Below are 14,928 nucleotides of genomic sequence, written 5' to 3'. Positions count from 1 at the left end.
AGGAGTCCTACATGACCAAAACCGTCATCACCAGCGACAAGGCCCCGGCCGCCATCGGTACTTACTCCCAGGCGATCAAGGCAGGCAACACCGTTTACATGTCGGGCCAGATTCCTCTGGACCCAAAAACCATGGAATTGGTTGAGGGCTTCGAAGCCCAGACCGTCCAGGTCTTCGAGAACCTCAAAGCCGTGGCCGAAGCCGCCGGCGGTTCGTTCAAGGACATCGTCAAACTGAACATCTTCCTCACCGACCTGAGCCACTTCGCCAAGGTCAACGAGATCATGGGCAAGTACTTCGACCAGCCATACCCTGCCCGCGCCGCCATTGGCGTGGCCGCCCTGCCGAAGGGTGCGCAGGTTGAAATGGATGCCATTCTGGTCATCGAGTGATGCGCACGGCGCGGCCTTCACGCCGCGCCGACTGCTGCAAGAAAAGGTTTTGAAAGGATTTCACCATGCGCAAAGCGCTAGCTCTCTCGCTGCTCGCCCTGTTTCTCGGCGGCTGCGCCAGCGACCCTGCCGACCGTGACATCAGCGGCACCTGGATCAACCAGGTGGCGATCGATGCCGCCGCCAAGGGTGGTCCCCTGCGTGAAGCGCTGCAGGCTTACGGCCCGAATCTGGAGTGGGACGTCAACACCAAGGCCGGTCAGGCCCGCTATACCAACGGTTTTGAGAACGTCGAAGGACGGCTGCTGGGCGAAGAGTCCGGCGCCTGGAAAGTCGATTTCTACGGCAGCTCCGCCAGCGAACTGAAACGCGATGGCGGGCGCCTGCAGCAAGCTGCCAGCGACAACGAACCCGAACAAGTCTTCGATCGCGCACAGATCCCCGTGCCGGAAGGCGCGCCAATCGGTGCCAGCTTCGAACGCGCGCTCTACTCAGCATACCTGGGCGGCAACTGGATCATCGCCAGTGGCCAGGGTGAAGGCGGCACCGTGCAGTTCCAGGCCGACGGCCAGGTGACCGGCCTGCCGGGCGTTGACCGTTATGCCTTGTGCCTGGCTGGCGATTGCGCGTCCATGAGCAATGGCAACGACAGCATGTGGCTGCAACTCAATGGCCAGGGCAATAACTGGATCTTTGTGCGCAAGGGCAAGGAGCTGGAGATTTTGCAAGCAGTCAACGCTGCGCTGGCGGATGAGCAACCGCAGTTTGCCGCGGGTGAGCGCAAGTGGTTGCTGGAAAAACAGTAACCCGCTGAAAAGATCGCAGCCTTCGGCAGCTCCTACTTTGGAATGCATTTTCCTGTAGGAGCTGCCGAAGGCTGCGATCTTTTGCTTTTAGCGACCTTCCAGGATCGCTGCATAGCCTTCGCGGTAACTTGGATACTTCGGCACCCACCCCAACGCTTTCGCCCGCGCATTGCTGCAACGCTTGCTGCCGGTGCGCCGCACACTGGCGTCGTCCGCCCATTCAGTCACACCCAGGTACTCGCGCAACCAGCCCACCACTTCGGCCAATGGCGCAGGCGCGTCATCCACACCGATAAAGAGCTCGTCCAGCTTGACGCCCTCGCGGTCTTTTTCCAGCAAGAACGCCAGCAGCCCCGCTGCATCATCGGCATGAATACGATTGCCATACAGCGGTGGCTCCGTAGCCACGCGATAGCCGCGACGCACCTGAGTCAGCAGCCACTCGCGGCCCGGGCCGTAAATGCCGGTCAGGCGCAGCACGCTTGCCGGGATGCCGCTATTGAGCGCGACCTGCTCGGCTTCGAGCATCAAGCGACCTGAATATCCGGCCGCGACCGTCTCGGAGGTCTCATCCACCCATGCTCCGTCCTGCTGGCCGTACACGCTGCTGCTCGACACGAAGATCAGCCGCTCGGGCACTTGCCCATAGTCACCCAGCCAGCTCAGCACATTCTGCAAACCCTGCACGTAGGCCTTGCGATAGCCCTCTTCGTCGTGATCGGTGGCCGCAGCGCAATACACCAGATAATCGACAGCGCCTACCGGCCAGGTCGCCGGGCACTCTTCGCTGAACAGGTCGCCGGCGACGCCGATGACACCCTCCGGCAGCTTGGAAACGTCGCGGCGCAGGCCATGAACCTGCCAGCCAGCCGCCAGCAATTGCGTGGCCAGACGACTGCCGACATCACCACAACCGGCAATCAAAACAGAAGGCGCGGACATCAGAAAACTCCCATCAGAAAGGCACAGACTAGCTCTGGCACAGGACGAACGGCTAGCAATGAAGGAAAAAAAGTTACTCTATTACTTTTGTTAACAAGAATTACTTGCAATAATGCACGCCACTTTTGTTCTCGGCCTCACGAGGCCTGGAAGAGCAACAACGTTTTTCTATCTCAGGTCCGGCCAGCATGACACGTAATCAAACTCCCGCTTCGCCAACCACTCGACCTCGCGCCTGGAGCGCCGTCGCGGCTCTGTTGCTCAGCCTGATGCTGGCACCGACCGCCGCCTTCGCCGACGCTCAAGCACCCGCCACCCCAGCCGCCACCGAGCAGAGCGCACCCGCTGCCGCTCCGGCTGCACCAGCCGCCACCGATCCGGTGCAGGCTGTCGACGCCGCCGACGCACCTGAAGCCCTCGAAGCCGACAACACCTTGGGCATGGCCCACGACCTTTCGCCGTGGGGTATGTACCAGAACGCCGACATCATCGTGAAAATCGTGATGATCGGTCTGGCCATCGCTTCGATCATCACCTGGACTATCTGGATCGCCAAAGGCTTCGAGCTGATGGGCGCCAAGCGTCGTCTGCGTGGCGAAATCGCTGCACTGAAAAAAGCCACCACCCTTAAAGAAGCAAGCGCCACGGCCGGCAAGGAAGGCACCCTCGCCAACCTGCTGGTGCACGACGCGCTCGAAGAGATGCGCCTGTCGGTCAACAGCCGCGAGAAAGAAGGCATCAAGGAACGCGTCAGCTTCCGCCTTGAGCGCCTCGTTGCTGCCTGCGGTCGCAACATGAGCAGCGGCACCGGCGTCCTCGCCACCATCGGTTCCACCGCACCGTTCGTAGGTCTGTTCGGTACCGTGTGGGGCATCATGAACTCGTTCATCGGCATCGCCAAAACCCAGACCACCAACCTCGCCGTTGTCGCACCGGGTATCGCTGAAGCCCTGCTGGCCACTGCACTGGGTCTGGTTGCGGCGATTCCTGCGGTGGTGATCTACAACGTCTTCGCCCGCTCCATCGCCGGTTACAAGGCGCAGGTCTCCGATGCCTCGGCAGAAGTCCTGCTGCTGGTCAGCCGCGATCTCGACCACCAGCCTGAGCGCAGCTCGCAGCCGCACATGGTTAAAGTGGGGTAATCGGCCATGGGCCTGCATTTGAAAGAAGGCGCAGACGACGATCTGGCCGAGAACCACGAAATCAACGTCACGCCGTTCATCGACGTGATGCTGGTGCTGTTGATCATCTTCATGGTGGCCGCGCCGTTGGCCACTGTGGACATCAAAGTCGACCTGCCCGCCTCGACCGCCAAACCGGCGCCGCGGCCAGAGAAACCGGTGTTCCTCAGTGTGAAAGCTGACCAGCGCCTGTTCCTCGGTGACGACGAAGTGAAAGCCGAAACCCTCGGCGCTACCCTCGACGCCAAGACTCAGGGCAAGAAAGACACCACGATCTTCTTCCAGGCTGACAAAGGCGTGGATTACGGTGACCTGATGAGCGTGATGGACAGCCTGCGCGCCGCCGGTTACCTGAAGGTCGGCCTGGTAGGTCTCGAGACGGCAGCCAAGAAATGATCACGACGCGCCATAAGCTGACGCGTTACAGCGGTAGCCTGGCCGTGGTGCTGGGCGTGCATGCGCTGGCCATCGCGCTGGCGCTGAACTGGACTGCCCGCCCGCCCATCGAATTGCCGCCGCAGGCAATGATGGTCGAGCTGGCCCCGTTGCCTGCCCCGCCACCGCCGGCTCCGCCGAAAGTCGTCACACCGCCGCAGCCACCGGCTCCGGTGGAAGAATTGCCGATTCCGAAACTGGCTGAAGCACCGAAAGCGGAAATCGCGGTACCCAAACCCAAGCCGAAGCCCAAGCCAAAACCGCCGAAGCCGGTCGAGAAAAAGCTGCCCGAGCCGCCGAAGGAAAAACCTTCTGAGGAGAAACCGGCCGATACCCAGCCGACCCAGGCACCGACGGAGAAATCCGCCCAGCCTGCACCGGGCCCATCGCCAGCTCAAGTGGCGGCCAAGGCCAGTTGGCAAGGCGCCCTGCTCACGCATCTGGCCAAGTACAAGAAGTACCCGCAGAGTGCGCAGTCGCGCGGCAAGGAAGGCTTGAATCGTCTGCGCTTCGTGGTTGATGGCGAAGGTAATGTGCTGTCGTTCGAACTGGTGGGCCGCTCTGGCAACGCTGATCTGGACCGGGCCACCCTGGACATGATCCGCCGCGCCCAACCGCTGCCAAAGCCGCCGGCCGACATGCTCAACAACGGCTCGATCGAAATTGTTGCGCCGTTTGTTTATTCGCTCGAACGCCGCCGCTAAGCAACACCGCAATACCTGTGGGAGCTGGCAAGCCAGCTCCCACAAGGTTCTCCGCCAGCCGAGAGAACCAAGCCAAGAGGCACCGAAAGGTGCCTTTTGCATATCTGCCAGCGGCAAACCGACCTCGACCGGTGTCGCACTCAGCCCGCAGTCTGATAACGTGCGTCTATCGATTGCAGCCGGTATGCTTGGCGCGCATCTTCATGGACGCTTGCTATGACCCTCACAGAATTACGCTACATCGTTACCCTCGCCCAAGAGCAGCATTTCGGCCATGCCGCCGAGCGTTGCCACGTCAGTCAGCCGACGCTGTCGGTGGGCGTGAAAAAACTTGAAGACGAACTCGGTGTGCTGATTTTCGAGCGCAGCAAAAGCGCCGTGCGCCTGACCCCGGTCGGCGAAGGCATCGTCGCCCAGGCGCAGAAAGTACTGGAACAAGCCCAGGGCATCCGCGAACTGGCCCAAGCCGGCAAGAACCAGCTGACCGCACCGCTGAAAGTCGGCGCCATCTACACCGTCGGCCCGTACCTGTTCCCGCATCTGATTCCACAACTGCACCGGGTCGCCCCGCAGATGCCGTTGTACATCGAAGAAAACTTTACCCACGTGCTGCGCGACAAACTGCGCAACGGCGAGCTCGACGCGATCATCATCGCCCTGCCGTTCAATGAAGCCGACGTGCTGACCCTGCCGCTTTACGACGAGCCGTTCTACGTGCTCATGCCGGCCCAGCATCCGTGGACCAAGAAAGAATCCATCGACGCCGGCCTGCTCAACGACAAGAGCCTGCTGCTGCTCGGTGAAGGTCACTGTTTCCGCGATCAGGTGCTCGAAGCCTGCCCGACCCTGACCAAAGGCAACGACGGCGCCAAGCACACCACGGTAGAATCCAGCTCGCTGGAAACCATTCGCCACATGGTCGCGTCCGGCCTGGGCATCTCGATCCTGCCGCTGTCGGCGGTGGACAGCCATCACTACGCCCCCGGCGTGATCGAAGTGCGTCCACTGACCGCGCCAGTGCCGTTCCGCACCGTGGCAATCGCCTGGCGCGCCAGCTTCCCACGGCCGAAAGCCATCGAGATCCTCGCCGACTCCATTCGCCTGTGCTCGGTGGCCAAGCCAGCGGCGCCGGTCACGGCCGGTTAAGCGAGCGTCATGACGGAGCTGTCGCAAGTGTCGGTGACGGCACTCAAGGGTGTCGGCGAAGCCATGGCCGAGAAACTGGCTAAGGTCGGCCTCGAGAATCTGCAGGACGTGCTCTTCCACTTGCCGCTGCGTTATCAGGATCGCACCCGCGTGGTGCCGATCGGCGCATTGCGACCGGGGCAGGACGCCGTGGTCGAAGGCACCGTCAGCGGTGCCGACGTGGTCATGGGTCGCCGCCGCAGTCTGGTCGTGCGCTTGCAGGACGGCACCGGCGGGCTGAGCCTGCGCTTCTACCATTTCAGCAATGCGCAGAAAGAAGGCCTCAAGCGTGGCACGCGGGTTCGCTGCTACGGTGAAGCCCGGCCCGGCGCCTCAGGCCTGGAAATCTACCACCCCGAATACCGCGCCATCACCGGCGACGAACCGCCGCCAGTGGATGAAACCCTGACCCCGGTCTACCCGCTCACCGAAGGGCTGACCCAGCAGCGCCTGCGCCAGTTGTGCATGCAGACCTTGACGCTGCTCAAGCCGAGCACCCTGCCGGACTGGCTGCCGACCGAACTGGCCCGCGACTACCAACTGGCGCCGCTGGCCGACGCGATCCGTTACCTGCACAACCCGCCCGCCGATGCCGACGTCGATGAACTCGCCCTTGGCCATCACTGGGCGCAGCATCGCCTGGCTTTCGAAGAACTGCTCACGCATCAACTGTCGCAACAGCGTCTGCGCGAAAGCATGCGTTCACTGCGCGCGCCGGCGATGCCGAAAGCCACAAAGCTGCCACCGAAATATCTGAAAAACCTCGGCTTCAACCCGACCGGCGCGCAACAGCGCGTCGGCAACGAAATCGCCTACGACCTCAGTCAGCACGAACCGATGTTGCGCCTGATTCAGGGTGACGTTGGCGCGGGGAAGACCGTGGTTGCCGCCCTCGCCGCACTGCAAGCGCTGGAGGCCGGTTACCAGGTTGCATTGATGGCGCCGACCGAGATCCTCGCCGAACAACACTTCATCACCTTCAAGCGCTGGCTCGAACCGCTTGGCATTGAAGTCGCGTGGCTGGCCGGCAAGCTCAAAGGCAAAAACCGCGTCGCCGCGCTGGAGCAGATCGCCAGCGGAACACCAATGGTGGTCGGCACCCACGCGCTGTTTCAGGACGAAGTACAGTTCAAGAATCTGGCGCTGGTGATCATCGACGAACAGCACCGCTTCGGCGTGCAGCAGCGTCTGGCGCTGCGGCAGAAAGGCGTTGGCGGGCGCATGTGCCCGCACCAACTGATCATGACCGCCACACCGATTCCACGGACGCTGGCGATGAGCGCCTACGCCGACCTCGACACCTCGATCCTCGATGAATTGCCGCCCGGGCGTACCCCGGTCAACACCGTGCTGGTCACCGACACCCGCCGCGTCGAAGTCATCGAACGGGTGCGCAGCGCCTGTGCCGAGGGGCGTCAGGCCTATTGGGTGTGCACGTTGATCGAGGAGTCCGAAGAGCTGACCTGCCAGGCCGCCGAAACCACGTTCGAAGACCTCACTGCCGCCCTCGGCGAATTGAAAGTCGGGCTGATTCACGGGCGCATGAAACCGGTAGAGAAAGCCGCCGTCATGGCCGAGTTCAAGGCCGGCAACCTGCAACTGCTGGTCGCCACTACAGTGATCGAAGTCGGCGTCGACGTGCCCAACGCCAGTCTGATGATCATCGAAAACCCTGAACGCCTTGGTCTCGCACAGTTGCACCAGTTGCGTGGTCGCGTCGGCCGGGGCAGCGCCGCCAGCCATTGCGTACTGCTCTACCATCCGCCGCTGTCGCAGATCGGTCGCCAGCGCTTGGGCATCATGCGCGAGACCAACGACGGTTTCGTCATCGCCGAAAAGGACCTCGAACTGCGCGGCCCCGGGGAAATGCTCGGCACCCGCCAGACCGGCCTGCTGCAATTCAAGGTCGCCGACCTGATGCGCGACGCCGATTTATTGCCCGCCGTGCGCGATGCAGCCCAGGCTTTGCTGGAGCGCTGGCCGACCCACGTCAGCCCATTGCTTGACCGTTGGCTGCGGCATGGGCAGCAATACGGCCAAGTGTGAGCACCGTCGCAGTTTGTGCAGGATCGTTCCTACAGAGCTGGTTATACTCCTGCCATTGTTTCAAAAACGGATACAGACCATGACCGAAGCTGCTCTCGTCCCCGAATCTCCGCAAGCTCCGTCTGTTATTCGGCTGCTGCTCAACAAGCTGGGCGTTGCCTACGAAGAAGTGCTCGACCACCACGGCCTCAATGCCTCGCGCAAAGTGCAGGCCGTGTTGCTGGACGACGCCGTGGGCGCGTTGATGGTGCTGTTTCCACAGAGCCAGTTGCTGGATCTCAATCGCCTCGCCGAACTCACTGGTCGCCGCCTCACCGCCGTGTCCACCGAGCGTCTGGAAAAGATGCTCGGCAAACACAACCTGAGCCTGCTCCCAGGCCTGCCGGCGCTGACGAGTTCGCCGTGCCTCTACGAAGAAAGCCTGCTGCGCGAGCCGAAGCTGCTGATCAACTCCGGCGAGCCGGGCCTGCTGCTGGAAATTAGCAGCGAAGACTTCAAATCGATGCTGACCAAGGCCAGCGCCGCCAACTTCGGCGAAGCCCTGAGCAGCATCCGCCCGAACCTCGACCGCCCGGACGATGACCGCGAGGAAATCACCCAGGCCGTGCAGGCGTTCACCGCACGCCGCATTCAGCAGCGTCTGGAAGCGACCATCGAGATTCCGCCGCTGGCCGAAACCGCGCAAAAAATCATCAAGCTGCGCGTTGACCCCAATGCCACCATCGACGACATCACCGGCGTGGTTGAAACCGACCCGGCGCTGGCCGCGCAAGTGGTGAGCTGGGCGGCGTCACCGTACTACGCCTCGCCGGGCAAGATTCGTTCGGTGGAAGACGCGATCGTCCGCGTGCTGGGCTTCGATCTGGTGATCAACCTCGCGCTGGGCCTGGCCCTCGGCAAGACCCTGAGCCTGCCGAAAGACCACCCGCAACACACCACGCCGTACTGGCAGCAGTCGATCTACACCGCCGCCGTCATCGAAGGCCTGACCCGCGCCATGCCGCGCGCCCAGCGCCCGGAAGCCGGCCTGACGTATCTGGCCGGTCTGCTGCATAACTTCGGTTACCTGCTGCTGGCCCACGTGTTTCCGCCGCACTTCTCGCTGATCTGCCGCCACCTGGAGGTCAACCCGCACCTTTGCCACAGCTACATCGAGCAACACCTGCTCGGTATCAGCCGTGAACAGATCGGCTCGTGGCTGATGCGCTACTGGGACATGCCGGATGAACTGGCCACCGCCCTGCGCTTCCAGCACGACCCAAGCTACGACGGCGCCTACGCCGAATACCCGAACCTCGTCTGCCTGGCCGTACGCCTGCTACGCAGCCGCGGGATTGGCTCCGGGCCGGATGAAGATATTCCGGATGCCCTGCTTGAACGCGTCGGCCTGAGCCGTGACAAAGCCAACGATGTCGTCAGCAAAGTGCTTGAGGCTGAAGTGCTGCTGCGTGAACTGGCTTCGCAGTTCAGCCAGGCCTGAAAAGCTTCGCAGGCAAGCCCGCTCCCACAAGATCGATGCGATCTTCAGGAGCGGGTGCGTTGCGGCCAACTGTTGATTATTGGCGTAATCAACCGCGGTACCGAATCACCCAGCCCTGCGGATTCGGGAAGCTTCCAATGAAATACCCTCCCACTACAATTCGGCCGTCCCCCATTACCGTCATGTCATGAAGAGCCTCCAGGACCCCGGCCTCGTCGAAGATGCTGAACCCTGTGCCGTTGAATGACAGGTCCAGTGTTCCGTCCGCCAAAAACTTCGCCGTGATCGCACTCGGATCATCGTCGGTGACTCCGATTCCGGTGTCGCCGCTGACGACGATTGAACCGTCAGGTCGCGCTACACAGCGCAACCATCTCAAACCTTGCGGGACAAAGTCGGAGAACAACGGTTTACCGTTATTGAATACGAGATTGTAGGAGCCTTTGGACGTGAGGACCGCAATCACTCCACGCATGCCACCGTCCCTTACGGCAGCCCCTGCAAGAACAATCTTGCTATCCACAATTGAAATGGCGGACAGGTGGATCTCATCCTCACCAGAGATGATCACGACTCCGTTACCGCTCTCGCCAAACTCCCTGTCGATCTTGCCGTTAGCGTCGAATCGAATGACGTAAGCGCCCGAAGATGGCCCGCTATAGCTGCCACCAACCACCACAGCGCCGTCAGGTTGATGCACGACCAGCTGCGCAGAACTGTGTTGGTATGCAATGCCAGCGAGCTCGACAAGCGCGAAACCCGTGCCATTGAACGTGGTGTCGTCGGAGCCATCCGCATTGAGCCGCATGACGATGCCGCTCACACGGCCAGTGTCGTCTTCGACGGAGCCGACCAGCAAGATTTTCTCGTCTTGCCGCAAGACATTGTCGCCATGACCCGCGCTCCCCATCTGCCCATAAGGAATGTAACGCACACCCTGGTCAGCAAAGTTGTGATCCAGCCGTCCATCTTTGTCTTGTTTCACGACAACCAGCCCGGCAGAAACATCAGGCCCATTGTTCTGGTACTCGGCACGAACGAGCCAACCGCCATCCGGGAACGGCGTCAACTCGAGCATCGAGTGCATATACAAACCGTCCTTGAGTGAAATCTCGACGAATCCGGTCTTTTCTTCACCAAAACCGAGGTCTAGTTGGCCGTCCTCCAGAAGCCGGGCGATCAGCGTTTCCAGGCCATCCTTGCGTCGACGAACAGCCACCAGCAACTTGTTGTCCGGCAGAGCCAATACCGCTCTTACGTCAAACTCAGACAATCCTCCAAGCGGAAATCTGACAATGCCGTTTTCGCCAAAAGACGGATCAAAATTCAGCGTGCCACTCGTCAGGTTTGCGCTTAGATAGCGAGTGATCCAACCATCCACCCGGGAAGGGTCAGAAAGGCTGGTGTGGGTCATGGACACCACTATCCGACCGTCCTCCATGATTGCCAGATCATGAGGAAACACTGGCCCCGCTACGTTATCGAAGAGCGTATAGCCAATACCGTTGAAGGCCGTGTCCAGCTTGCCGTCTGCGAGAAAGCGCGCGGTAATTACCGCGGAATCACCGGCTCCAACGACAATGATCGAGCCGTCGAGCTGTGATGTATGCCGCCACGTCAATCCGTCTGGCAGTAACGGGGAAAACAGAGGCTGGCCATTATTGAATACAAGATTGGATGCTCCACTGGCGTTCAGCACAACCACCAACCCGCCATGGACGTTCTTTTGCCAGGCGTCACCCACCGCAACGATCCTGCCATCACTTTCGCGCACCGAAACAGCGTTCAAAGAGCTCTCGCCATCCTCGTCGAAAATCAGCTTCGCCTGGCCGTTGTTGAAATCCTTATCCAGCTTCCCCGCTACGTCCAAACGTGCCAGAAAAACTCCGGAGGCTGTCTCACCACTCTGAAAAACGCCGCAAACCAATACTTTGCCATCGGCTTGAACAGCGATAGCGCCGGCGGTGTTCGAGGTGGCACCGACATCCACCAAGACGTACCCCGCGCCGTCAAATGATGGATCGAGCGAGCCGTTCGCCAAAAGACGCATCACGACGGGCGATGGCCATGGCTCATCGATCAGCAGGAAATGGAGCAGGACGATTTTGCCATCGGCCTGCTGAACTGCAGAGACGGTAGAGGCATTTGTAGCGGGGGACTTTTGGCTTGACTTCGCCCCTGCCGACGACGCAAGCGTGGAGCCCGGGATCTTGTAGAAAGAAAATAAACTCACGCCTTTATCGCCGAACGAATCGTCCAGCTCACCGTCGCCTTTCAAGCGGATCATTGCTTGGCCGGCATCGACGGCCTTCTGTGTGAAGTATTGAACGCGCACCAGCCAGCCGCCGTCCCGCAACGCATCGAGCCCAAACACGGTGCTGATGCTAGCGCCGTTCAAAGATATCTCGACGAAACCCGTCTCATGACTTCCGAAGGACTTGTCGAGCGTACCGTCTTCGTTCAATCGGGCGATGGCCAGCAGCGCGTCACTTCCTTCCAGAGGAAGAGCGACCAGCAACTTCCCGTCGGGAAGGGCCAAAACGGCCGCAGCCTCATGGCTCGCAATGCCCGGTATCGGTAATTTCAATAAACCATTCAGGGCAAAAGAGGGATCGGGGGTACCTGGCGTGGTCAAGTCCTGAGCCTGAGTCATGTTCTTGCTCCATCAAGTGCGTGGCGTCCTTTACGGGACCGGAGCTTGAGTAGAGCATCGCGAAGATGAGCAAAGCACCTGACAGAAATGACAGTTCGACCGTCTTTACAGGCCTGAATAAAGACTTTGCGAGCCAAAGAACGCACGATTCTTCATTGTGCTTCGCTTGAAGCCAACCCAAAAAAATCTCAAGCCTTGGCCTTTGCCTTCCTCGGCTTCAAATACTTCATCAACCCCTGAAACCACATCACCAGCGCCGGGTTGCCCTTGAGCTGGATCGACTTGTCCTGAATCCCCTGCATAAACGCCAACTGCTTGTTCTTCGCCTGCATCGTGGCAAAGCCATAACCCGCGTCTTTAAACGCAATCGCAAACGCCGGCTCCGGCACCACGCCAGACTTGCTGGTGATGCGCTGATCCTTGACCACGAAATGCCGCGCCACTTTCCCGTCCAGCGTCTGCAGCTGAAACACCAGATCCTTGTCACCCAACTGCTGCTGGAACGCAGGATTTGTCCGGCTGGCCTTACCCATCAACAAACCCATCATCCACAGGAGAAAACGAAATTTCATGCGCACAGCCTCAAAAGGAAAATGAACGGCCGAGGCAGTGTAAGGGATTCGGACGATAACGCCAGTATCTGAAGCTGTTGGAAGAGGATGCAGACCATTTCCCGCACGATGACCGCCAAGTCACGATTCAGCGCTCGCCCACTGATCGTTCCCCCGCTCCGCGTGGGAATGCATCCCGAGACGCTCCGCGTCTCACCACTCACCTTTCCTACACCTGTTGAAACACATCCCTGTAGGAGCCGGCGAAGCCTGCGATCTTTTGATCTTCCGCCCCGCGAATCCATGGGAAATTTCCTGCAAAGTGCGGGGCTGTCCATGAACTAGGCGAGCTTGAAGATCACCGATAGGCTTCCTGCGTCATCGGGTATTCGGTGACCAGATGTGCAAGTCCGAATTCGGGAGCAATTACTTCTTACTCCAAGGGATTTACACCGATGACCAATTCAACTACCAACACGGAGGACACCTCCCCCTACGAATCTTTCGATTCAAGAAAACTACATGAAGCCGCCGAACGCGCCCTCGATCACCAGTTCTGCAAACCCGACCTCCCTCAGGCCCCACGCCGCGAAGGCCTGTTCAGCCTGAACCCGGACATCGACGCCGAAGCCCTCCTGGCCAACGCCTCGGAAGACCTGCTATCCATCAGCATCATCGCTGCGGACCTTGCGGACGACATAGATGGCTCACGCCGCTCGGTTGCATTGGCATTGAGTAGGATGGCGGACGGGGTCAGATTGATGGTGGAAGGGACGCTTGATCACATTGAAGTGCGAAGCGTGGCGGCCAAGCCGTAGCGAGATTGGTGAATGAAAGAAAGGGGACGTTAAGTCCCCTTTTTGAATATTCCCTGCTTCACCACTGGCAACCTGTTTCAGGTTTCGAATCCACGTTGTAATCGTTTTCAAACGAATACTTCTTTGCAGATTTGTAATTCGTATACGTCATCGCATCAACCCGGCCACCCTGAGTGACCATCTGATACTCACCTGTCAGTGCGCCATCAACTACTTCAACCCAATTTGTCGTGTACTGGTAGGGCCGGCCATAGACCAATTCCTCTTGTTCAGTATTGCGATGAACCAGAGTGATGGCCTTCTTCGACTTGCTGTACTTGACGCCAGCACCGCTCCACTTGGCGACAGAGTCGTAATAGGTTCTAAATTCAAAATTTATGGGTTTGCCTTCGTAGGAACGGAAGCAAAATACCTCGGTCGTGACCTCGCTATGAGCCGCCAGAGGAACGAAAACGAGCAACGCGGAAATCAATGCAGACGAAAATTTCAAACCGAATATTCCTTTAGCGGTTCATGGGTACAGAACACACAGTTACAGCAACTCAACGAGTTCTTGTCACGCCTCGGGCGCCACAGCGCTGCGCTCACCCACCCTCGCCGGGATTTTCGAAGCTTTTCCCGCTTCAGACATTCGCGATGCGTATTGCTTGTACGCCGCCACCGCCCGCTCTTTATCGTTCACGGCCCAATAACTGTCAGCGAGATTCAGGTAAGCAACCGTCCTGTTTGGGTGGTTGGCAATCACTGCATTGAGCAACTCAATCGACTCAGCGTAGTAACCCGCCTCGCCGAGCAGAAAACCGAGGTCGTTGGACCAGCCGGGACGCTGCGGGTAGTAGTACTTTGCGACGATATAGCTATCCGGGGGACAAGTGTCATGCGAACCACCGCCCATCAACGCGTAGCTCATCGCATCCTTGAAGGAAGAGTCATCACCCTTTCGGTAGGCTGCCAGCGCCATATCCAGCAAATCAGCCGAATCGACAGTCATCAATTTCTTTCTAACGCCCTCAATACTGCCAGTACGAGCAACCTGCAGCTTCTGCAGCACTTCACGCCCATCGAAAGAAGCGAGAGTGATGGGGCCCAGTGTCTGCACCGGCAGCTCCACTACGCTAACAAGCGACCGGTCACAGGAGTCGTTGTTCGCCACTTCCAGCAGAGCTTTCAGCTCAAACTGCTTTGAACCTTTGTTGAAGGCGAACAACAGGTTGAAGTTGTAAACCGCGTTATCTTCCTCGCTGGTTGCCAGCGCGATGTAATCCCCAGCCTCAACGAACGGTTGCTTGACCACAGCTTCCTCAGCCTGAGGATCAATGACGGTCATGACGCCAGGGCGACCTTTGAGTACATGGACGCTGAAGAGAGCGGACGAGTACTGACTCTTGATCAGAGGCAGCGCCTTCGACGTATCGAGCAAAATTTCCTCATTACGTGCCTGCACCGGCGCGATCAACAACCGATTGGAGGCCTCGTCCGCACCCCCTGTCAGAACAAATACCTTTTGCCGTGATGCATCACCCAGCAAGCTAGCCGGAATTTCCTTCAGGACTTGTGGGGCAGCGAGTGCGTATGAAGTGATTAGCAGCCCAAGGCTCAACACGATAAAGCGGAAGAACATATTCACTGTCTCAGTCCCTGAATTTCAGATCGCTCAACGACGCGTTGCGGAATCTTCTGCGCTTTACCGGCGGCACTCATCGCGTCGCGGTACTCGCGGTAATAACGCTGCGCT

General features: G+C 59.5%; 14 protein-coding genes. 9 read left to right on the top strand and 5 right to left on the bottom strand.

What is annotated here, in order from left to right; all coding sequences use genetic code 11:
- Nucleotides 1–11: 11 nt before the first annotated feature.
- Both CKW30_RS15215 and CKW30_RS15210 read left to right on the top strand, forming a co-directional pair.
- Complete coding sequence (locus tag CKW30_RS15215; protein ID WP_014340863.1) at nucleotides 12–392, top strand: RidA family protein; 381 nt, start codon at nucleotides 12–14, stop codon at nucleotides 390–392.
- A 65-nt stretch (nucleotides 393–457) separates the two neighbouring features.
- Nucleotides 458–1,198 carry a hypothetical protein gene (locus CKW30_RS15210; protein WP_016772538.1) on the top strand — a complete coding sequence of 247 codons (741 nt, stop codon included), beginning with the start codon at nucleotides 458–460 and terminating at the stop codon, nucleotides 1,196–1,198.
- A gap of 87 nt (nucleotides 1,199–1,285) precedes the next feature.
- On the opposite strand, the gene CKW30_RS15205 is transcribed toward CKW30_RS15210, so the two are convergent.
- The gene (locus tag CKW30_RS15205; RefSeq protein WP_095181235.1) at nucleotides 1,286–2,140 is read right to left on the bottom strand and encodes an SDR family oxidoreductase; all 855 of its coding nucleotides are present in this window, start codon (nucleotides 2,138–2,140) and stop codon (nucleotides 1,286–1,288) included.
- A 188-nt stretch (nucleotides 2,141–2,328) separates the two neighbouring features.
- On the opposite strand from CKW30_RS15205, the gene exbB reads away from it, so the two are divergent.
- From exbB to CKW30_RS15175, 6 genes are all read left to right on the top strand, one after another.
- Entirely contained in the window at nucleotides 2,329–3,282 is a 954-nt protein-coding gene (gene exbB, locus CKW30_RS15200) for a tonB-system energizer ExbB (protein ID WP_041476629.1), read from the top strand.
- A 6-nt stretch (nucleotides 3,283–3,288) separates the two neighbouring features.
- A complete protein-coding gene (gene exbD, locus CKW30_RS15195; RefSeq protein ID WP_016772535.1) occupies nucleotides 3,289–3,717 on the top strand; it encodes a TonB system transport protein ExbD in 429 nt (142 codons plus the stop codon).
- On the top strand, nucleotides 3,714–4,460 hold the full coding sequence (locus CKW30_RS15190; protein WP_071172106.1) for an energy transducer TonB: 747 nt from the start codon (nucleotides 3,714–3,716) through the stop codon (nucleotides 4,458–4,460). Before exbD ends, CKW30_RS15190 begins: the two co-directional genes overlap by 4 nt.
- 216 nt (nucleotides 4,461–4,676) lie before the next feature.
- Nucleotides 4,677–5,606 carry a hydrogen peroxide-inducible genes activator gene (locus CKW30_RS15185; RefSeq protein ID WP_024014805.1) on the top strand — a complete coding sequence of 310 codons (930 nt, stop codon included), beginning with the start codon at nucleotides 4,677–4,679 and terminating at the stop codon, nucleotides 5,604–5,606.
- Between the two features lie 9 nt (nucleotides 5,607–5,615).
- Nucleotides 5,616–7,691 (top strand): ATP-dependent DNA helicase RecG, encoded by a 2,076-nt coding sequence (gene recG / locus CKW30_RS15180; RefSeq protein ID WP_041476627.1) that lies wholly within the window; start codon nucleotides 5,616–5,618, stop codon nucleotides 7,689–7,691.
- 79 nt (nucleotides 7,692–7,770) lie between these two features.
- Complete coding sequence (locus CKW30_RS15175; RefSeq protein WP_041476626.1) at nucleotides 7,771–9,171, top strand: aminoacyl-tRNA deacylase and HDOD domain-containing protein; 1,401 nt, start codon at nucleotides 7,771–7,773, stop codon at nucleotides 9,169–9,171.
- Between the two features lie 88 nt (nucleotides 9,172–9,259).
- Here CKW30_RS15175 and CKW30_RS15170 read toward each other — a convergent pair whose 3' ends face one another.
- Complete coding sequence (locus tag CKW30_RS15170) at nucleotides 9,260–11,824, bottom strand: hypothetical protein (RefSeq protein ID WP_095181234.1); 2,565 nt, start codon at nucleotides 11,822–11,824, stop codon at nucleotides 9,260–9,262.
- A 188-nt stretch (nucleotides 11,825–12,012) separates the two neighbouring features.
- Complete coding sequence (locus CKW30_RS15165) at nucleotides 12,013–12,396, bottom strand: hypothetical protein (protein ID WP_056790828.1); 384 nt, start codon at nucleotides 12,394–12,396, stop codon at nucleotides 12,013–12,015.
- Between the two features lie 434 nt (nucleotides 12,397–12,830).
- On the opposite strand from CKW30_RS15165, the gene CKW30_RS15160 reads away from it, so the two are divergent.
- Complete coding sequence (locus tag CKW30_RS15160; RefSeq protein ID WP_095181233.1) at nucleotides 12,831–13,193, top strand: DUF6124 family protein; 363 nt, start codon at nucleotides 12,831–12,833, stop codon at nucleotides 13,191–13,193.
- 58 nt (nucleotides 13,194–13,251) lie between these two features.
- Here the strand turns inward: CKW30_RS15160 and CKW30_RS15155 are convergent, their stop codons facing one another.
- Together CKW30_RS15155 and CKW30_RS15150 are read right to left on the bottom strand one after the other, a co-directional pair.
- Nucleotides 13,252–13,683 (bottom strand): hypothetical protein, encoded by a 432-nt coding sequence (locus CKW30_RS15155; RefSeq protein ID WP_095181232.1) that lies wholly within the window; start codon nucleotides 13,681–13,683, stop codon nucleotides 13,252–13,254.
- Between the two features lie 66 nt (nucleotides 13,684–13,749).
- Nucleotides 13,750–14,814, bottom strand: a complete 1,065-nt coding sequence (locus CKW30_RS15150; protein ID WP_095181231.1) for a M48 family metallopeptidase — start codon at nucleotides 14,812–14,814, stop codon at nucleotides 13,750–13,752.
- Between the last annotated feature and the right edge of the window lie 114 nt (nucleotides 14,815–14,928).

The organism is Pseudomonas sp. Irchel 3F6, from assembly GCF_900187595.1.
In the GTDB taxonomy this organism is placed as follows: Bacteria; Pseudomonadota; Gammaproteobacteria; order Pseudomonadales; family Pseudomonadaceae; genus Aquipseudomonas; species Aquipseudomonas siliginis.
The sequence above is the reverse complement of the archived record's forward strand: the minus strand, read 5'-3'. Positions and strand labels throughout refer to the sequence as shown.